17 protein-coding genes are annotated in these 18,436 nt (G+C 57.6%); 5 read left to right on the top strand and 12 right to left on the bottom strand.

Features of this window, described 5'->3' with window-relative positions:
* The first annotated feature begins 55 nt into the window (after positions 1–55).
* A complete protein-coding gene (locus tag G547_RS0102510) occupies positions 56–1,291 on the top strand; it encodes a bifunctional alpha/beta hydrolase/OsmC family protein (RefSeq protein WP_036186460.1) in 1,236 nt (411 codons plus the stop codon).
* 201 nt (positions 1,292–1,492) lie between these two features.
* A complete protein-coding gene (locus G547_RS19810; RefSeq protein WP_051234652.1) occupies positions 1,493–2,185 on the top strand; it encodes a PEP-CTERM sorting domain-containing protein in 693 nt (230 codons plus the stop codon).
* An 86-nt stretch (positions 2,186–2,271) separates the two neighbouring features.
* Here G547_RS19810 and G547_RS19805 read toward each other — a convergent pair whose 3' ends face one another.
* From G547_RS19805 to G547_RS0102470, 8 genes are all read right to left on the bottom strand, one after another.
* A complete protein-coding gene (locus G547_RS19805; RefSeq protein ID WP_211224476.1) occupies positions 2,272–2,658 on the bottom strand; it encodes a DUF6746 family protein in 387 nt (128 codons plus the stop codon).
* Positions 2,659–2,776: 118 nt separating this feature from the next.
* Positions 2,777–4,111 (bottom strand): GGDEF domain-containing protein, encoded by a 1,335-nt coding sequence (locus G547_RS19800; protein ID WP_051234650.1) that lies wholly within the window; start codon positions 4,109–4,111, stop codon positions 2,777–2,779.
* A 66-nt stretch (positions 4,112–4,177) separates the two neighbouring features.
* Positions 4,178–4,948 carry a cryptochrome/photolyase family protein gene (locus tag G547_RS23745; RefSeq protein WP_245573311.1) on the bottom strand — a complete coding sequence of 257 codons (771 nt, stop codon included), beginning with the start codon at positions 4,946–4,948 and terminating at the stop codon, positions 4,178–4,180.
* The gene (locus G547_RS23740) at positions 4,945–5,703 is read right to left on the bottom strand and encodes a cryptochrome/photolyase family protein (protein ID WP_245573309.1); all 759 of its coding nucleotides are present in this window, start codon (positions 5,701–5,703) and stop codon (positions 4,945–4,947) included. Before G547_RS23740 ends, G547_RS23745 begins: the two co-directional genes overlap by 4 nt.
* Positions 5,704–5,758: 55 nt before the next feature.
* Positions 5,759–6,871: a tRNA 2-selenouridine(34) synthase MnmH gene (mnmH, locus tag G547_RS0102485; protein ID WP_027328481.1), complete on the bottom strand. Its 1,113-nt coding sequence runs from the start codon at positions 6,869–6,871 to the stop codon at positions 5,759–5,761.
* An 82-nt stretch (positions 6,872–6,953) separates the two neighbouring features.
* Positions 6,954–8,321 (bottom strand): sigma 54-interacting transcriptional regulator, encoded by a 1,368-nt coding sequence (locus tag G547_RS0102480; RefSeq protein WP_036186457.1) that lies wholly within the window; start codon positions 8,319–8,321, stop codon positions 6,954–6,956.
* On the bottom strand, positions 8,318–8,851 hold the full coding sequence (locus G547_RS0102475; protein WP_027328479.1) for a hypothetical protein: 534 nt from the start codon (positions 8,849–8,851) through the stop codon (positions 8,318–8,320). Before G547_RS0102475 ends, G547_RS0102480 begins: the two co-directional genes overlap by 4 nt.
* Positions 8,848–10,329 (bottom strand): sensor histidine kinase, encoded by a 1,482-nt coding sequence (locus G547_RS0102470; RefSeq protein ID WP_027328478.1) that lies wholly within the window; start codon positions 10,327–10,329, stop codon positions 8,848–8,850. The genes G547_RS0102475 and G547_RS0102470 overlap by 4 nt, the downstream gene beginning before the upstream one ends.
* Positions 10,330–10,633: 304 nt before the next feature.
* On the opposite strand from G547_RS0102470, the gene G547_RS19790 reads away from it, so the two are divergent.
* Both G547_RS19790 and G547_RS19785 read left to right on the top strand, forming a co-directional pair.
* On the top strand, positions 10,634–10,900 hold the full coding sequence (locus G547_RS19790; protein ID WP_036186453.1) for an EF-hand domain-containing protein: 267 nt from the start codon (positions 10,634–10,636) through the stop codon (positions 10,898–10,900).
* Between the two features lie 155 nt (positions 10,901–11,055).
* On the top strand, positions 11,056–11,610 hold the full coding sequence (locus tag G547_RS19785; protein ID WP_051234648.1) for a porin family protein: 555 nt from the start codon (positions 11,056–11,058) through the stop codon (positions 11,608–11,610).
* A 65-nt stretch (positions 11,611–11,675) separates the two neighbouring features.
* Here G547_RS19785 and G547_RS19780 read toward each other — a convergent pair whose 3' ends face one another.
* From G547_RS19780 to G547_RS0102445, 3 genes are all read right to left on the bottom strand, one after another.
* Positions 11,676–12,365, bottom strand: coding sequence for a gamma-glutamyl-gamma-aminobutyrate hydrolase family protein (locus tag G547_RS19780; RefSeq protein ID WP_036186450.1), 690 nt, complete (start codon positions 12,363–12,365; stop codon positions 11,676–11,678).
* Positions 12,350–13,324: an amidoligase family protein gene (locus G547_RS19775; RefSeq protein WP_211224475.1), complete on the bottom strand. Its 975-nt coding sequence runs from the start codon at positions 13,322–13,324 to the stop codon at positions 12,350–12,352. Before G547_RS19775 ends, G547_RS19780 begins: the two co-directional genes overlap by 16 nt.
* A 166-nt stretch (positions 13,325–13,490) precedes the next feature.
* Positions 13,491–16,295 (bottom strand): TonB-dependent receptor, encoded by a 2,805-nt coding sequence (locus G547_RS0102445; RefSeq protein ID WP_051234646.1) that lies wholly within the window; start codon positions 16,293–16,295, stop codon positions 13,491–13,493.
* A 542-nt stretch (positions 16,296–16,837) separates the two neighbouring features.
* Here G547_RS0102445 and G547_RS0102440 point away from each other — a divergent pair.
* Positions 16,838–17,683 (top strand): tRNA threonylcarbamoyladenosine dehydratase, encoded by an 846-nt coding sequence (locus G547_RS0102440; RefSeq protein ID WP_027328476.1) that lies wholly within the window; start codon positions 16,838–16,840, stop codon positions 17,681–17,683.
* On the opposite strand, the gene G547_RS0102435 is transcribed toward G547_RS0102440, so the two are convergent.
* Entirely contained in the window at positions 17,660–18,436 is a 777-nt protein-coding gene (locus G547_RS0102435; protein ID WP_036186445.1) for a TatD family hydrolase, read from the bottom strand. The two genes, G547_RS0102440 and G547_RS0102435, sit on opposite strands and share 24 nt — an antisense overlap.

Here is an 18,436-nt window from a genome sequence, read left to right as displayed (position 1 = left end):
ATCGGCAATCTGAACCGAATGTCGTTTGCCACTCACCAAACCTACAGGACTGCCCATGTCACGCCGGAAAGTCGAATTCACCAACCGCGCCGGACACACCCTGGCCGGTGCGCTGGAGCTGCCGGAAAGCGGCGCGCCCAAAGCGTTTGCCCTGTTTGCGCACTGTTTTACCTGCGGCAAAGACGTCATTGCCGCCACCCGGATCGCCCGCAGCCTCGCCGACCAGGGCATTGCGGTGTTGCGCTTTGACTTTACCGGCCTCGGGGGCAGTGACGGTGATTTCGCCAACACCACCTTCACGAGCAATGTCTCCGACCTGGAATCCGCCGCCGAGTTTCTTGCCCGTGAGCATCAGGCACCAAAATTGCTGATCGGCCACAGTCTGGGAGGCGCCGCCGCTCTGGTGGCAGCCAAGCATATTGACTCGGTCGAGGCGCTGGTGACCATCGCCGCACCCGCCACCCCCCAGCACGTCGAGCACCTGTTTGCCGATCAGGCCTGTGATATCCGGCGGGACGGACAGGCGGAAGTGAATATCGGCGGACGCCCCTTTGAACTGGGAGCAGACCTGCTGGAGGATCTGAAGCTCTGGCCCGTAGAGAAAACCGTGGGGGATCTGCGCAAACCCATTCTGATTTTTCACTCCCCCGCGGACCAGACCGTCAATGTCAGTGAGGCGGCCAAGATCTATCAGGCCGCCAAGCACCCCAAGAGCTTCGTGTCTCTGGACGATGCCGACCACCTCCTCAGCCGCCGGGAGGATGCCGAGTACGTCGCCCTGACGCTAACGGCTTGGGCCAGTCGTTACCTAAAACTCAACGCCCCCAAGGCAGAGAGCCAGGACCGCCCTTCTGTCGAGCGCGGCGAAGTGTTGATCACCGAAAAGGATACCCGGTTCCTGCGTGGACTCTATACCGCCGATCATCAATGGCAGGCCGACGAGCCCACCGATAAAGGCGGTACTGACCTGGGCCCGACACCCTATGACCTGCTTCTTATGTCGTTGGGCGCCTGCACCTCCATGACGCTGCGCCTGTATGCGAACCATAAGAAGCTGGCGCTTGAAGATATTCAGGTCCACCTCAAACACCGGCGTATTCATGCCGAAGACTGTGCCGATTGCGAATCCAAAGAGGGGATGATCGAGGAGATCGAGCGTCGGATTCACCTTGAGGGGGACCTGACCAGCGAACAGCGTCAGCGGTTACTGGAAATCGCCGACAGATGCCCGGTACACAAAACCCTGGCCCATCCGATCGGAATCCGCACGTGTCTGACGGAGAGTGAGTAACGCCCAGGAAGGAGCGTCGACAAACTTAACAAAGCCCTTCAAGGGTGGCGCCAAAAACTTTCTTTTGACGCTCTAAGCCACTGAACTGAAAGGCTTTTATTTTTTCGGAACGGTTCGTGCATTTATTTTGGCGCTTACCGCCGGTCAGCGGCCTAAAACCTACACCGGTCCCAATATGCCAAAAATTGCACGGGAACTGCTATGAAAACCATCCAAGTATTGCGTCTGGCCATGACAGCCGGTCTGTTGACCCTGGCTGCAGCAGCGACTCAAGCTGCCACTATCAAACTGACTTACCAGAATAACCTGTCGAGCGAAGGCGCCCCGACAGGCAATATCTATGACGGTTGGAGCTCCCAGCGGGTATACGCTGGCGAATTCGACTTCTCCACGTCAGAGAACACCACCGGCATCGCGGAGTGGGACGATGGCTTGAGTGCCTTCTGTGTGCAGATAGATACCACATTGAAGAGCCCCAAGACTTATAACGTCACCAGTGGATTGGGAGCGTTCAGCGCCACTCAAGCCACCTATATTGATCGGCTGTTCTCCAACTACTACGACGAGGCACAAAGCACAGTCCAGTATAGCGCGGCTTTCCAACTGGCCCTCTGGGAAGTGGTTGAAGAATACTCCTGGAAGCCTCTGAACCTGTCTTACCACCACTTTGAAGCAGACTGGTTTGGCGGCGCGAAAGCCACCGCTCAGGGATGGCTGAACAGCCTGACGGACAACAGCCTGGTGACTGGCGTATACGATTTCCACTACCTGGAAAACAGCTATTCTCAGAACCTGCTGACCGTCACCAAGGCCAGCGTCCCGGAGCCGACCTCTCTGCTCCTGTTCGCGACCGGTTTGCTGGCTCTGTTCCGGGTCCGTCGTCGGACGCGTTAAGGGTTGCCCTGAACGAGAAAAGCCGGCTCCCGATGAGCCGGCTTTTTTATGGCGCCAAGGTCCAGGCAAGACAGAGCGTTACGGCTTTATTGCTCGTCTCCGCCCAGCTCCAGGGTATCCACAATCTCAAAATAGGCCCGGCCACTGCCCTGCACCGTCTCCGCCTTCGCGGTTTCTGAAGCCAGGTGAACCTGTTCCAGCAGCATGGCCAAGACCCTCATCTCTTTGTTCATCTTGCCCAGAGCATTTTCCAGGGTGTAGCTCAGCTGGTGAACCCGGGCCAGATCCGCATTGCTGACTTCCCCTTCTAACAGTTGCCGCAGCTCGCGGTTGCCTTCGGCGAAGTTGGCCAGGGCCTGCTCCAGGGTGTCCGCCGGCTTGCCCTTGTAGTGGTCGAGCCTGTCGTCCGCCTGAACAGACAAGGACAGGGTCGCCAGCAGGGGCAGAATCATCAGGGAACGTGTAAACGTCATGGGGTTTCCTCGTGGATTGAAAAGCCTTAAAAAGGGACACGGTTAAATGAGAACCATTTCCATATGATCGCACGCCCCGGCCCCTCAGGCAATCCCCAGAATGGAGTATGGACTGCCTTTACTCGGCGGTTTCAACCCGGTTACGTCCCAGCTGTTTGGCAAGGTACAGCGCCTCATCCGCCCGGTGAAACAGTTGCTCCACGCCTTCGCCGTCTTTCAGCATCGCCACACCAAAGCTGACGGTAATCGATACCGGTGTGCCGAACTGCTCGCCTTCGAGCAATCCCCGCAACTTCTCCGCCAGGTTGGTCGCCTCCGCTCGGCCAGTGTTGGGACAGACAAGCACAAACTCCTCCCCGCCCCAGCGGGCAAAGCCGTCGCTACCCCGCACGTGCTTCTGAACCGTGCTCGCCAGCCCCGAGAGAATCTGATCCCCCACCCCGTGGCCATGGTTATCATTGACAGCCTTGAAGTGGTCCACATCCAGGAAGATCAACGACAAAGGCTCGCCATTGCGGCGAAACGCCAGCAATCCCTGTTTGATGGCCTCCTCTATCCCTTCCCGGTTAAAGGCTCCGGTTAACGGGTCTTTTCTCGCCCGATCCTCCAACGAGCGCCCGCGTCGGTCCAACAGGCGGTTCACCTCCACCAGTTCCCGCTCTCGACGGCTTTTGAGCGTCACCTCCTGCTTGAGCCGCCATATGCGGGCCGATAGGAACCCCAGCGCCACGACCAGCCATGTCGCCATAATGGCGAAATACCACTGTTCGGAAGACAGGGCTTGCCCGACAAGCTCCACCTTAGACAGGCGGAAACGGTGTTCGCCCGCCACCGGTGAGAGACCGGTCTGAATTTCCAGGACCACGATATTGTCGAACTGAGGGTGAGTCAGCTCCGGCGGCAACCGGTTGTGCTGAAACCACCAATTGGCCACGAAGAAATCCTTCATGGAAAAGGACGCGGGGCCATCCCCTTCAGTGCGCTTACGATCGAACTCCACCTGGTTGTACTTGGTACTGTCATTGCGCCCTGGAGTGCTGTAAGCCGGATCATAATTGCGCAAATAGACGCGAATGGTTTCGGTGGGCCCTTCGTAATCCAGCCATAGATGAATCTGGTCGTAACGGCTCAGGTCCAGCCCCCTTTGCCGTCGCAACGGGTCAAAGATCAGTTCAAAACCGCAATAGCTGTATTGCTTGCTTTCTGCGAGGTTGCAGCGCCAGCTAATCGCCTCGGAGTCCAGGATTTCGGATTCGGTGGTGCCTCCGCTTACCGAATCATCGTAAACGGCCACTGATCCGTCACTGGCGTCCAGTGTGAGAGAGGTCTGCAGTATCTGGCGTTCAAAGACAAGGGCTGCCACCGTTAATACAACCAATACCGCAAGTGCCTTTTCCAGCCCAAAGGCGAAACGGCTGTTCGTTGTTTTACTTGTATCGGGGTCCCGATTCATTGCCACTTCTCCTGTATATTTTTCCGACAACCTTATCCTAGTTGTCGGGTTCAGGAAAGTCGAAGTTTACAGCTGATCGATCTCGCGCAAGTAACGCGCTGCCGTCTGCAGCGTCGCCTGACGCTTCTCGAGGCTTTGTCGGTCCCAGTTGGCGTAAACCAGCTTCAGTCTGGCGTTATCCTTGAGGCGCTCGCGGTTTCGATCCAGAAAGTGCCAGTACAGGCTGTTGAAGGGACAGCTGCCCTCGCCGGTCTTTTCCCTGACGCTGTAGACACAGTTCTCACAGTAGTGGCTCATTTTGTGAATGTATTGCCCCGAGGCCGCGTAGGGCTTGCTCCCCATCAGGCCGCCATCGGCATACTGGCTCATGCCGCGAGTGTTGGGCATTTCCACCCATTCCACCGCATCGATATAGATGCCGAGGTACCACTGATCCACCTCGTCCGGGTGCACTCCGGCCAGGAGGGCGAAGTTGCCGGTGACCATCAACCGCTGAATATGGTGAGCGTAGGCGTAATCGAGCGACTGACCGATCGCATGAGCCATGCAGGCCATCCGGGTCTTTCCCGTCCAGTAATAGGACGGCAGCGAACGTTGGGCGCGCAGGTAGTTGCGCCGTCCATAGCCGGGCATGTGCCGCCAGTAAAGCGCCCTGACATATTCCCGCCACCCCAGCACCTGGCGAATAAAGCCCTCGGCCTGTGCCAACGACACTCGATCGGGATGCTCCCGCCAATGGCCCTCCACTGCCCGTATGACCTCCATCGGATGCAGCATTTTGGTATTGAGGCTGAAGGAAAGCCGGCTGTGGTAGAGACTCCAGCCATGGGGGGTCATGGCGTCCTGGTAGCGGCCAAATTGCGGCAGGCTGCGCTCAAGAGAAAGCGCGACAATAACTGCCGACTCTGAGAGCGGCTCAGAGGCCAGAGCAAGGCTTTCGGGTCGGCGTTCCCCATGCTGTTCACCCCGTGTCGATCAAGCATGGCATCAATGTCTGTTACGTCCTGGGCAAACAAAAGCGGTTCGGGCAGGGGTTGGGCACGTGGTAGCGCCTCGCGATTATCGCCATCGAAGTTCCAACGCCCCCCTTCGGGTTTTCCGTTCTCTGTGAGCAACACCTTGTGCTCGCGCCGCAACGCTCGGTAAAAGAACTCCATGCGGTGAGTGGGGTAGCGGTCCCAGGCGTCCTTCGGGGTCACGAAGTGCTCGCTGTCCGCGCACTGGGTGTCTAAGGTGAGGCTTTGACAAAACTCGGCCAGCTGTTGGTCCAACCGGTACTCATCCGGTTGCTGATAGGAAAAGCCATCGGCTTTTTCTTCTTCCAACACGAAGCGTAAGAGCTCGGGCAGGTCCCTGAAGCGGGCGCTGTCGTCGAGTGTAAAGTAACGGACCCGATGACCCGCTTTCGTCAAGGCCCCGGCAAATTGGCGCATGGCGGCCAGAAAGGCCAATAATTTTTGCCGGTGGTGGCGGACGTAATCGGCTTCCTGATGAAGCTCGGCCATGACGAAAACGACCGACGTATCCGCCTGACGGAACCAGGAGTGATGGGCGTTCAACTGATCGCCCAGAATGAGTTTGACCTGCACCATAGTCGTCCCGCATCGTTTCTGTCAGACGGGAGAACGACGATGGAGTGAGTTTGGATCAGAGCGCCAAGCCCATCCGCTCCTGCAAGTACTCCTCTACGGCACGGGGATCGCCCCGAAAGCGGACCCGATCGGACTTTTTATCCAACTGATAGTGATACATGGGATCGTAGTAATCTTCCAGCAGACGCCGTATCCAGACACGATGCAAGTGGGTATTTCCAGCGCGGTGAGCCGCAAGCGCCTGCTCGAGCAACCGGCTCATTTCATCATAGCGCACGCCCCCCAGGCGCTTTCGGATCCGTCCCATGGAAACGCGCAGGTCCTCAGCGAACCGTTCAAAACCCGCTTCTTCCCCCAGATGGGCTTGCCATTCGGCAAGCTTACGCAGAATGTAATTGGTGTAGGTGTGCTCGACCCGTGTTGACAGAGACACCTCCAGCACGACGACAGGAGCACGCTCCATGGCCTCTTTCAGCGGCATCGGCAGTACACAGCGCCCGATCAGATGACTTTCATCCTCCACCAATACCGGCTGTTCGGGCCGGCGGTGATGACAACGCAGCAGGTCTACCGCTACCGAGTTCTCAAAATCGATCTGACTCGGTTGGCCGCCAACGCGCCGGCCGAAGGCGCTGCCCCGGTGATTGGCCCGCCCTTCGAGGTCGATGCTCTGGGGCCAGCGCAGCAGGAAATCGGTTTTGGCCACACCGGTGCGCCCGGCCAGAACCACCATTGGATGAGAAGCGCAGAGGCGTTCCATCTGCTCCAAAAGGAACCAGCGCATGGCCTTGTAGCCACCGGTGATACGCGGGTAATCACAGCCCGCCTCGTAAAGCCACTGCTGGCAGATCTGCGAACGCAGCCCCCCGCGAAAACAGTAGAGGTAGCCGTCCGGGTGGGCCCGGGCGAAATCCATCCAGGCTTCCACGCGTGCCTGTTTGACGCTTCCCTGAACCAGCTCGTGCCCCAGCTCGATCGCCGCAGACTGGCCCTGCTCCTTGTAGCAGGTGCCCACCCGGGCACGCTCCTCATCGGTCATCAACGGCAGGTTGACCGCCCCGGGGAAGGCGCCCTTGGCAAACTCCACCGGCGCCCGGGTATCGATCATCGGAGTGTCCCGAAGAAATATCTCCAGGTAATTGTCAGTTTCAGAGGGGCGCTCAGCCATGGGGGCTCCAGGTCGGCGAGTCGAAATTCTGGCGGAATTATACGGGCTGGGCGCACTGGATTCTACGCCACCCCGGCGCGAGCTAAGGCGCCGAGCGAAACCGGTCGCTCTCCAGGTCATGGCGCTTCATGATCTTGTGAAAGTCGGAGCGGTTACGCCCGGACAGCCTCGCCGCTTCGGTAATATTGCCGCCAGTCATGCGCAGCAGCCTTACGACGTAATCCCGCTCGAACTGCTTCTTCGCTTCTTTGAGAGGCATGAGAGACGGCTCTTCCTGTTCAGGCAAAATTTCGGCCACCAGTGTTTCCGGAATGACCGTGGCGGAAGACAGCGCGACCAGTTGCTCGATTACGTTGGCCAGTTGCCGGATATTGCCCGGCCAGTCGTACTGCAACAGCAACCGCTGACCGCCTGGCGACAGCTGCCGGACGGTATCGCCGGTTCGCTGCGCAATCGTCTGCAGAAGGTGGTGACTGAGCAAGGGGATATCTTCCTTGCGTTCTCGCAGCGGGGGTAACGACAGTTGCGAGACGTTGAGCCGATAGTAAAGATCCTCGCGAAAGGTCTGTTCGGCGATGGCTTGATCCAGGTCCCGGTGCGTGGCGGACAGCACCCGGACGTCGATCGTCCGGTCCGAGGTGGAGCCCAGTGGCCTGACTTTTCGCTCCTGCAGGACACGTAAGAGTTTCACTTGCAGACCAATGGGCATATCCCCGATTTCATCAAGAAACAGGGTGCCCCCATCGGCGGCGATAAACAGCCCGTCCCGGTTTTGAGTGGCACCGGTAAACGCGCCTTTTGTGTGACCGAACAGCTCCGACTCCAGCAGGTCCGCGGGAATAGCGCCGCAGTTCACGGCAATAAACGGCGCCTCGGCCCTGGGGCTGGCCTTATGAACCGCCTGCGCCAACAACTCCTTACCGGTGCCACTATCCCCGCTGATCAGCACATTGATGTCACTGCGGGCCAGCCGCCGGGCTTGCTCCAGGCATTTGAACATGCTTTCGCTGCGAGTGACGATGGCATCGGACCACTGGGCATCGGGCACGGGACCAGTACCGCCCAGCTCAATCGCCTGCTCCAATACCTGCCGCAATTCGCGATTGTCCACCGGCTTGGTGAGAAAAGAGAACAGCCCCTGCTGGGTGGCATCAACCGCTTCCCGAATCGAACCGTGAGCGGTCAGCATGATGACCGGAAGGTTGGGCCAGTGTTGCTGAAGATGATAAAACAGCGTCATGCCATCCATCGGCTCCATGCGCAGGTCCGTGACCACGGCCGCCGCCAACTCGTGCTCCAGGCTCGCAATTGCCTCGCCCCCGCTGGCTGCGGTATTGACCCGGTAACCATGGGCGTTGAGCCGCATACTCAACAATTGCAGTATGCCCGGGTCATCATCCACCAACAAAATCAATGGGTCTGTTGCGGTTTCCGTATTGGTTGCTGTCATGGTTGTGCTCCCTCGCCGACGGAGGCCTCGCCCATCTCGGCTTCAATCGCTCGAATGCCTTGAATCATATCGTCCAGTTTTTTCCGGGTCGCGTTAAGACGCCGCTCAAGCAACCCATAGGATTCGGCTTGGGCGGCAAGCAAGTCCAACAACGCCGCAATGTCCGCCGAGTGCGGCTCCATGTCCCGAGCCTTCACCAGTGAATTGGCCAAAAGCCCGGGCGTTTGATCGGGAGCGCAGGTCGCCAGCATCAGGGTTCGCATTACGGCCTGCCTGGAGGACCGTTCAAGATAACTTTGCACCATCGAATCCCGCTCAGACTCTGGACGAGCGCATTGAACGCGACGAAACTCCAGTAGGGCAATCGCCTCGCCTTGGGGTACAAACGCCGGCTCCGGCCGAGCCTGCAACACCACGGGGCACTCTGGGGCTCCTTTCACCTGAGGCTGTGGCTCCAGAGTGCCATTTTGCATCAACGCGCAACTCATCAGGAACCCTGACAATACGCCGATTGCGCCCTTTCGTATCATGCAACATTCTCCTTATCTGACGACGGGCTCATCGGAAATCGCAACAAAAAGCGACTGCCCTTGTCCGGTCGGGATTCGACCTTCACTTCTCCCCCCAACCGGGCGACGGACTCTTTTACGATGGCCAAGCCAACACCACTACCGTGCACCGACCCGTGTCGACGGACATGGCCTTGCACGAAGGGTTGGAAAATCTTTTCCTGATCGGCGGCATCGATTCCCGGGCCCTCATCTTCGACACAGATCCAGGCCTCGGAATCCTCCATTCCCCAGGAGACACTGACGCGACCGTCATGGGGAGAGTAGTGGTAGGCGTTGGAGAGTAAGTTGGTCAATATCATCTCCAGTAATTGCGGGTCGGCCTTCAGCGTGTCCGGGCGACCCGCGCACTCCCAGATAACGCGGTGACGCCAGTTCTGCTGATCCAGGCGCGCCGTGAGCCGGGCGCACAGTTCAGACACACTGACGGACTGGCGCCGCAAACCGACACTGTGAGTGGTAGTGTTGTAGTTCAACAATTGCTGAATAAGTTCCTGCAGATTGCGAGAGTTTTCCAACAAAATACGAACGACGGACTCCTGTTTGGTGTTGATTGGGCCGGGCACTTCGTCTTTCAATAGAGAGCCCGCTTCGACAATCGCCGACAGCGGGGTTTTGAGCTCATGAGAGACGTGGCGTAAAAAGGCCTGCTTCTGCTGATCTGCGTCACGCAACTGATCCCGCATCCATTCCAGACGCTCTCCCAGCGCCTGGAAGTCCCGGGGCCCCGTCACGGCAATGGGGGTATTCCAATCGCCATGACCGAGGTTTCGAATAGCCCAGGAAAGCCGGCGAATAGGCCGTATCATCTGTAAGAACCCCAGCGCCATTAATGTCAGAGTCAACGGCAGGCTGATTACCCCCATAAGAAACAGCCTTTGCAGAATATCCTGCAGCGCTTTTTCTCCGCGGGTTCTGAGCGCATCGCCATAAGCGGAGACGGCGGAGCCCAAATGCGCCCGGGCCTGACTGAGTTCCTGGAGTGCGTCGGCAAAACCCTGCTCATCCGAGCTTTCCAGTACGGCAGGCTCCAACCCTGCCAGAGAAGCACTCAAGCCCGTCAGGGTGGCTGCCAGTTCATTGTGTTGCGCTTCGGCAACAGGACCGCCTTGCGCGTTGCGCTCCCGCCGCAAAAAATCCCTCAGCTCGCCCACATCCAAGAGAAGACTCTGATATTTCTCCATGTAGGGTTCCAGAAACGTATCGTCGCGCAACAGGCGATATTGTCGGGCGAAACGCTCGAGGTCACGCGCTTCTTCATTAAGCTGGCTGTGCTGCACCCGCAGGCTATCGGAGCGACTGACCAGCTCCCGTTGCAATTGCAATTGCTGATAAAGCGACCAGGAGGCGTAGGCCACCACGACCAGCACCGGCACCATCGTGACCACGGCGATCAGCAACCATTGCTGGGACAGCGACAGCCCTTTGGGTTGAGACATGGGGGAACTCCTCTTCTCCAAGACCTGATTCAACGCCTTTTGCGGCCAATGTTCAAACTGTTGCTGTTTAGCAACACGTCAACCGTCCCTATTCTACTGGGCTCCACGTCATCGAGAGGTAAACCCTGTCGCAATTCAGCAACACGTCCACCTCGCCACGACGAGCAAGCCACCACAAGAAACAACATAACCATTTGATTTTAAAGACTTTTACAATAGTGGCACAACCTTCGCAATATCCTCGATACCAGCGCAACATCAGATCCGCTGGCAAACACATCAACAGGAACGATGAGGTGACATTATGAACATGAAGACTATTTACGCGTTGACGGCTACCGCTCTGCTTTCTTTGGGCTCTCTGTCCGCAGTTGCTCAGGATTGGGGCAACGGCGACACCGACACCGAAACCGGTACCAATGACAGCTCCGCTTTCTCTGTTGTTGACCAGAACGGTGATGGCAGCATCGACAAGGACGAAGCGAAAAATGCAGGCATCAGCGACAGCCGCTTTGAATCCATGGACGCCAACGGAGATGGAACCGTGTCGCAATCGGAATATCAGGGATAGCGCGACTGCACCCGCAGGAACCTTAGGGTGCCCCGGAGCGAGGTGAAAAGGAGTTCATTCTCGACTCCCCTATTTCAAAACGACCGAGCACAGGGACTGTGTTCCCGTCGTGCCTGACACGACTCATTCAAAGACAACCAAAGAGGAACCATCGCATGAAACAGTCTATTGTTTACGGTTTTGCCGGCTTGCTGACACTCACATCGGGAGCCGCGCTGGCACAGTCTTCGGACAATGACGCCCATGCTTACATCGGCGGCAGCTACGGTGGCTTCAAAGCCAGTGGGGGCGAGTTCGACGACGAGAAGGACCTGATTGAAGTCACATTCGGTGGTTTCTTCAACCCCTACCTCGGCCTGGAAGGCAGCGCCACCTATTTTGGTGAATATGGTGGTGACCTGGCGGAAGCCGAGGCTGAAGGTTACGGTCTGGCCCTGGTGGGCCGACTGCCAATGTCTGACAACTGGGGGCTGTATGCCAAAGGCGGTCAGTTTTTCTGGGACGCCAGCATCGACACCCCAGTCGGCAGCGCTGACACCGATGGCAACGATCCGTTCTTTGCCGCGGGCACGGATATCGCGCTCACTTCCAGCCTGAAAATGATTGTCGAGTACAGCCGTTACCAGATCGACACTGAAATCGAAGACTGGGAAGGGGTAGAAGATACCGACCTGGATACTGTAAAAGTGGGCTTGCGCCTGCAGTTCTGATAGCGACTTCACTCCACCCGCTTGCGTTTGCAAGTTGGCCGGCCCACTCCCCGGGGCCGGTTTTTTTATACCTGCCGATTGTCCGATGGCGAACGGTGGCAACTGGAAACCAGTGCTGAAAACAATTGCCGGTGACAGGCCATAAAGGGCAGAAACTCGGGATGCCACTGAACGCCGATCCGAAAGTCGACACTGGCGTCCTCCACCGCCTGGATGATGCCATCATGATCTCGCCCGGAGACGGACAACCCCCGCCCCAACCGGTCGATGGCCTGATTGTGCAGACTGTTGATTTGGCGTTGGGGGCGAATCATCCATTCCGACAACCGACTTCCCGCCTCAACCTCCAGCGTTTTCAGCGGTAGGATGGAGCGACGATGAGAGGTGTTTCGGCGATGCAGGCGCAGGTCTTGCACCAGCGAGCCACCCAGGCAAACATTCAGTAGTTGAGCCCCACGGCAGATTCCAAGAATGGGCCGCGCTTCGGCCAGCGCTTTGTGGATGACCCGCTTTTCCAGCTCGTCACGCTCTGGATCGTACTTGGGCTGTACTTCCGGTTCGGCACCATACAACACCGGTTGAACATCGTGCCCGCCGGTGACAACAACGCCATCAAAGGCAGGCAACGCATCACTGTCGCTCGGGCGTACCTGTATCGGCTGAGCGCCGTAGCGGCGCAGCAAAAGCGCCACCAGCCAGCGAGGCCCCCAAGCCCCTTTTTGCGGGCCGGTCACCGCGATCAGGGGTGCAGCCACTTCGCCTCCAGGTGTTTTACCCAATCTCCGAACCAACGGTCGACCGGATCGTCCAGAAAATCAGAATAGGCCTGACAGCATCCGGCCAGCCGATCCGGGTCCTCTGCCAGCCGCTCCACTTCGACCCAGTCATTCCAGGCCGTCGAGAGGTTCCATTCGGGACGATCAATTTCGCAATCCGGGAGTCGGTAATGGAACGTGGGGCGGGCCTTGACCAAGGCATCTCCGACCACCGCTCGAACACGCGGCTCATCAAGAAAGGCGAAAAGTGGCAACATATCCAACGCGCGGTTTCTCGTGGGGTTGTCTCTGAGGTAATCGTCAATCAGCGCGGCCTGATCCGGCCAGTACGCCACTTCCACCAATCGGCGACAGTAATCGGTCGGATAGGGGTCGATATAGTTCGTGACCTGACGAGACAAGTTGATGTCGGCGCGCGCGTAAAGCCATTCGTAGAGGCAGACGAACGCCTTCAAATAACGGGTAATCGTCGTTGAGTCGCTATCGGGCACCTCCGGGTTGAATTGCATACCAAAGGCGTTTAACAGACTGTCCGAGGTTCCCTTGCAGCCGCAATCCCGCAGACGCTTGATGAGAGATTCCACCTCCCCCAGACGATCCATGGGTAACGGCGGGCTGATCAGCTCCATGGGCACCAGACTCTCCGCTAGCCACTTTAGCGCCTCCTCTGCCGAGTCCCCCAGCTCTCCGGCCAGCGTTCCGGCGTCGCGCTGTTCTCGCCCCAGTTTTTTGAGCAGATCAAAATCAAACTCGACCTGCCACTCCCCGGCCGGATCCCCGGTCAGCACACGCTCGTAGCGACCGCCTCCCGTGCTGACGGTCAACCCGAAGTGCCGCGCCACCTCGGCACTCAACCGGTCCAGCGTCAGGCCGTTCATTTCCAGCTCTACGCCAATGCGTCGGGCCTCACCAGAAGCGGATTTTTGGATGGGGGGCAATCGTAACGTCACTCTTAACCTCTGCAGGGTATGAATACCTACTGCAATCAGTGTAACCACATCTCCCGCCTCTTGCACTTTTTGCACTTGTAAAAAAAAGCGCCACCCTTGTGGGGTGGCGCTTCAGGTTTACCAGGGCGCTTGCCCTGCAGCAAACTTGGATTGGTTAGTAAGTGTAACGCAGACCCAAGTAAACCTCCCTGCCGGTGGTGTTGTATTCACGCACCAAGTTCAGGTCACCCTGAGGACCGGTGGTGTACAACCGCTCGGATTCGTTAGTCATGTTGATACCTTCCAATGTCAACTTCAAGTCGTCAGTGATGTTATAGAAGGCTGACATATCCAGACGGGTCGGACCGGTGGTCGCTTCCTGAGCGTTACCGTTGCTGCCGTTCGGGCTGGTGATGTAATCATCCCGGCCATTCCAGGAGCCACGGATGCCAAAGCGGTCTGTTTCGTAATACAGCGTGAAGTTGTAGCTGCTTTCAGACAGACCCGGCAGGGTGCTGACCACATCCCCAAAACGTGCTTCGGACTCTACGTAAGTGTAGTTCGCAATGGCCCCCATATTGTCGAACGGTGCGGGCAGGAAGGTGAACGTTTGCTGGTAGGCCAACTCGAAACCATCCAACTGTGCCCCATCGCCATTCACCGGCTGGGAAACAAACCAGTCGCTGCCATCAACCGGCACGGAGCTCGGTTCATACAGTGGTGAGTCGGGGTCGTACTCTGGGTAACCCGACACCAGTTGACGCAATTCCGCAGACAGGGGTCCTTCAACTTCGTCACCGATAATGAAGCTTTCGATGTCCTTGTGGAAGACTGTCAAGGCCAGTAGCCCCTGATCGCCAAAGTACCATTCGACACCGAGGTCCACGGCGTTGGCACGGATGGGGTCAAGCTCCGGGTTGCCCCGACTGATATTGCCGTTGACCGGTGTCACACCAGTCACGGTGGGAGACAGGCTGCCCAGACCGGGACGGGTCATATTGCGCGAGATGTTCGCGCGAATCAGCAGGTCTTCCTCAATTTCCCAGACGATATTGGTGGAGGGCAGAATATCAGTATAGTTGTTCTCCCCAGTAATCGGTTCCGGATCTCCGGTGATGGGATCCTCAGCCACCCCTTCAGAGGTCATGAAGGTACGAGCGATACGAAGACCGGTGTTGACCCGCAATGGACGGTTGAACACGTCGGTTTCAAAGTCCATTTCACCATACACACCCATGGTCTCTTCCTGTACGTTCCAGGAAGAGGAGTCGAGAGGTACTGGCGTGAACTGACCCGCGCTGTAGGCTTCAATGGTATTGCCGAAGTCCGCCACCAGCCAGTTGGTCGGGAAGTCACCGGGGGCGTCCAGGCCATCAGCGAAGTCGTCAATGCCCAAGCCACGAATAGTGGTTGTGAGAGAGTCAGACGTGTCAGACGGCGGCGTCAAAGTACCCTCGGTAGGGTCATAACGCAGCGAGTCCACCGTGCGGTCGTTATAGATAAAGCCGGTCTTGAAGGAGGCATCACCCTGGTGCGTTTCCAAATCAACCCGGAAGGTGTTGTTATCTCGCTCAACGACGTCCTTACGAATCACGGGGCCCGTGAACTCGTAATTGTTGTGATCCAGAATATCGAAACCATAACTCATTTCGGCAATATTGGCATTCTCACTGAAGTCAAACGAGAACGTGGAGGGGCTGTTTGCCGTCAGGTTGAACCGGTACTGTTCTTCGTCGTGCTCTGAGGTGGCATTCCCCAACACGAAGCTCAAGGTTGTCTGATCGGATAGGTCGTAATCGGCACTGAATACGGATTGCAGGAAGTCTGTTTCGGAGAATTGACCGCGACTCTCGGAGCGCGGTTGCACACCGCTGAAGCTGCCTGCCACCATGTAGCGGCCACTGGGATCCAGGGTCACGCTATTGGGCGTAATGGTGTCCTGGAGGTTACGGAACTGGGCGAAGTAGTTGTAGGACTCGCGATCGTTTTCCAGCCGAGAACCAACGAAGTCCAAGCTCATTTCCAGACGATCACTCGGACGGAACTGGAACGAGGCTGTCGCGCCAGTCCGGTCCTGAGTGTTGCCGAAATAGTCCATCCGAGGCAGGCGCGGGTGCCACATGTAATCCAGCGGATCGTCACCGGCCTCATATTCTGGGTGGTTCACATCCGGGTTCGGCGTGCCGTTGACCGTAGTGCCACTGGTATCCGCCCAGCCGCGGTCGCCATTGGCAAATGGAGAGGTCCAGCGGACGGTACCGAAACCTTCCTGACGAACCGTACGAGTAGAACTGGCGACAGAGAACAAGACGCCAAAGGTATCGTCCATGAAAGTGTTGCTGACCAACGCCGAAAAGCGGGGATCCTCTTCACCGGAAATATTATCGACGGTCATTTGGGCACTGGCGCTGAGATTCAGACCGGGGTTATCAAAGGGTTTTGCGGTATGCAATTCCACTGTACTGGCCAAACCACCCTCTTCCACAGAAGCGGTGGGAGACTTGTGGATGTCGATACGGTTGAACAGCTCGGAGGCAAAGATATTGAAGTCCATCGAACGGCCGCGATTCACACCACCGGAGGAATCCAGACCGCCGGCACCGCCGGGTACTTCCATGCCATTTAGAGTACTGCGAGTAAAGTCGGGCCCCAGACCCCGAACGGTAATGCTACGGCCCTCGCCACCTTCACGAGTAATCGCCACACCGGGAACCCGCTGCAGGGACTCCGCCAGGTTAAGATCGGGCATTTTACCCATATCTTCCGCGACGATACTTTCAACGTTATTGGCGGACTCGCGCTTTATGTCCAGAGCACGCTCCAAACTTTGGCGAAACCCCGTGACGACCACTTCTTCTAATACAGGTTCTTCCTGAACGGCGGTTTGAGCCTGCGCCGCGCCAGCAACAGCCAGGGCCAACGCAGTCATCGAGGTGTTGGCCAGAAACCGGCGGCCGATGATGTTTTTCATGTAGGACATGATGCCTCCTGAGTTATTATCTCTTACGGTTGTTATCAATCTCTCACTACTGTCATCAGTTTCCCCCGTCTTAATCAGGAGAAAATAAAAGCTTTAACGACCAGCAATCGCTGTCCTATTCAGAATAGACGGAAATAGGACAAACGCCACCATAGCGACAATAAGTAGCCTCTGCGAACGAACACAGATAAGCCAACACGTAAGATTTACAAAGGCACCTTGAAAGCAGGCACACTCAGGGGGGACACAACAGAGTGCTTTTTTGGCAAAGCATCTCCATTGGCAGACAGAACGACACGTGACGTGTTCATTTCTCCCATTCCTCTCTCTCACTCAAACTATCATCACTTATGGTTGTTGCCGGTCGCTTTTTACGATGATCAATGCCTGGAAGCACTGTCTCGCGAAGCTTGTATTAGAATCCAGCGCTTTAATACTTGCATAGGATTTCATATATCTCAACCCTTTTAGGATAATTTTTAGCCGGGGTGTGACAAATCCTTTAAAATGGCACCTGAATCACTTCAGCTGTTCGGAGGCTTATGAAACCGATCCCCAGCACCGACACCCCGGTTTTAAGTACCGGTTACCGACAACGCTTTGGCGCCCTCGGCCGGCTTTACGGGGAGGCGGCGCTTGAACACCTGGCTCACGCCCATATCGCGGTGGTAGGTTTGGGGGGCGTCGGCAGTTGGGCCGCGGAAGCACTGGCCCGCACCGGCATTGGCACTCTCACGCTGATTGAGCTTGATGGGGTCTGTGTCACCAACACCAACCGACAATTGCACGCCCTTGAAGGTTACATTGGCGCCTCAAAAAACCAGGTGGTCAGCGACCGGCTCAGGGCCATCAACCCGGAGCTGACAATCCACAGTGAAGAAGCCTTCCTGACCAGCGACAATGTCGAAACCCTGATCGGGCCACAGCATGATATCGTGATTGACGCTATCGACGCCGCTCACATCAAGGCCCACCTGGTGGCCTACTGCAGCCGCCGGAAAATGCGTCTGATCACAGTGGGCTCATCGGGGGGCAAGCGGGACCCGAGACAGATTGCCTGCAACGACCTGGCGCAAACGACCTATGACCCCATGCTGCGCAAGGTCCGGAACCTGCTTTACCGGCACCACGGTTTTCGCAAGGACGCCAAGCGGCGCTTCCGGGTAGACGCCATTTATTCCCATGAACAGATGCACTTCCCCCAATTGGACGGCAGTGTTTGCACCGGTGATAAAGGCAACCGGGATCCTGACAGCGGCGTCAAGCTCGATTGCGGGGGCGGATTGGGGTCGGTGTTGATGGTGACGGGCAGCTTCGGGTTTGCCGCCGCGGCACAGGCCGTTGAACGATATCTGCAGGATTGTTCAGTGCTGAAACCCAAAAAGTAATTGGGCGTTCGCGGTGGTGATGGCGGCTATTTCTTCAATGGTCACGCCCCGAAGCTCCGCAAGCCCTCGGGCGACGTCCGGCAGGTACTCAGGGCTGTTCCGCTCTCCCTGCCTTCCGCACAGCGGCATGTCCGGCGCGTCGGTTTCCAGCAGGAGCGCCTCAGCCGGAATACGACTGACGGCCTCGCGGGTTTTCTTGGCCCGCTCATACGTTATGGTGCCTCCAACGCCCAAGCGAAATCCCATCTGCCAGTAGGTCTCGGCGATATCGACGCTGCCACTGAAAGCGTGAATCACACCTCCCCGCTCCAGCGGGTACCGTTTCAGCCACCGAATCAGCTCGTTGTGAGCCTTCACGCAGTGCAGCACGATGGGGAGCCGCTGTTCATAAGCGAGCTGCAGGTGCTGCTCCAGCAGTGCCTCCTGCTCCGCCATGGGTGTGTCGATAAACTTGTCCAGACCGCATTCACCCACCGCCAGGCAATGGGAATGAGACAGCGCGCGCCGGCAGGCGTCAAGCCATTCCTTCCCCCGGACCTTGTACTGCCACCAGGGATGGATGCCGGCAGCAAAGTACCAGTCGGGCATGGCCTCGCACAGGCCCTGAGCCCGCGCCCACTGTTCGGGCTCGGTCCCCGGGATCAGGAGCTGACGCACCCCCGCAGACCGACAGCGGGACCAGATGTCCTCTCGATCCTCATCAAAAGCCTCGAAATCAAAATGACAGTGGCTGTCGATCAGCTCTGGGGGCAT

Origin of the sequence: Marinimicrobium agarilyticum DSM 16975, from assembly GCF_000423345.1 — a bacterium.
In the GTDB taxonomy this organism is placed as follows: Bacteria; Pseudomonadota; Gammaproteobacteria; order Pseudomonadales; family Cellvibrionaceae; genus Marinimicrobium; species Marinimicrobium agarilyticum.
This window is presented reverse-complemented; position numbering and strand designations above follow the sequence as displayed.

What these genes read in the sequence shown, in the direction of transcription:
- G547_RS0102510 (WP_036186460.1), top strand. Translation starts at nt 56, where the DNA reads ATGTCACGCCGGAAAGTCGAATTCACCAACCGCGCCGGACACACCCTG.
- G547_RS19810 (WP_051234652.1), top strand. Translation starts at nt 1,493, where the DNA reads ATGAAAACCATCCAAGTATTGCGTCTGGCCATGACAGCCGGTCTGTTG.
- G547_RS19805 (WP_211224476.1), bottom strand. Translation starts at nt 2,658, where the DNA reads ATGACGTTTACACGTTCCCTGATGATTCTGCCCCTGCTGGCGACCCTG.
- G547_RS19800 (WP_051234650.1), bottom strand. Translation starts at nt 4,111, where the DNA reads ATGAATCGGGACCCCGATACAAGTAAAACAACGAACAGCCGTTTCGCC.
- G547_RS23745 (WP_245573311.1), bottom strand. Translation starts at nt 4,948, where the DNA reads ATGACCCCCCATGGCTGGAGTCTCTACCACAGCCGGCTTTCCTTCAGC.
- G547_RS23740 (WP_245573309.1), bottom strand. Translation starts at nt 5,703, where the DNA reads ATGGTGCAGGTCAAACTCATTCTGGGCGATCAGTTGAACGCCCATCAC.
- mnmH (WP_027328481.1), bottom strand. Translation starts at nt 6,871, where the DNA reads ATGGCTGAGCGCCCCTCTGAAACTGACAATTACCTGGAGATATTTCTT.
- G547_RS0102480 (WP_036186457.1), bottom strand. Translation starts at nt 8,321, where the DNA reads ATGACAGCAACCAATACGGAAACCGCAACAGACCCATTGATTTTGTTG.
- G547_RS0102475 (WP_027328479.1), bottom strand. Translation starts at nt 8,851, where the DNA reads ATGATACGAAAGGGCGCAATCGGCGTATTGTCAGGGTTCCTGATGAGT.
- G547_RS0102470 (WP_027328478.1), bottom strand. Translation starts at nt 10,329, where the DNA reads ATGTCTCAACCCAAAGGGCTGTCGCTGTCCCAGCAATGGTTGCTGATC.
- G547_RS19790 (WP_036186453.1), top strand. Translation starts at nt 10,634, where the DNA reads ATGAACATGAAGACTATTTACGCGTTGACGGCTACCGCTCTGCTTTCT.
- G547_RS19785 (WP_051234648.1), top strand. Translation starts at nt 11,056, where the DNA reads ATGAAACAGTCTATTGTTTACGGTTTTGCCGGCTTGCTGACACTCACA.
- G547_RS0102445 (WP_051234646.1), bottom strand. Translation starts at nt 16,295, where the DNA reads ATGTCCTACATGAAAAACATCATCGGCCGCCGGTTTCTGGCCAACACC.
- G547_RS0102440 (WP_027328476.1), top strand. Translation starts at nt 16,838, where the DNA reads ATGAAACCGATCCCCAGCACCGACACCCCGGTTTTAAGTACCGGTTAC.
- G547_RS0102435 (WP_036186445.1), bottom strand. Translation starts at nt 18,436, where the DNA reads ATGCCCCCAGAGCTGATCGACAGCCACTGTCATTTTGATTTCGAGGCT.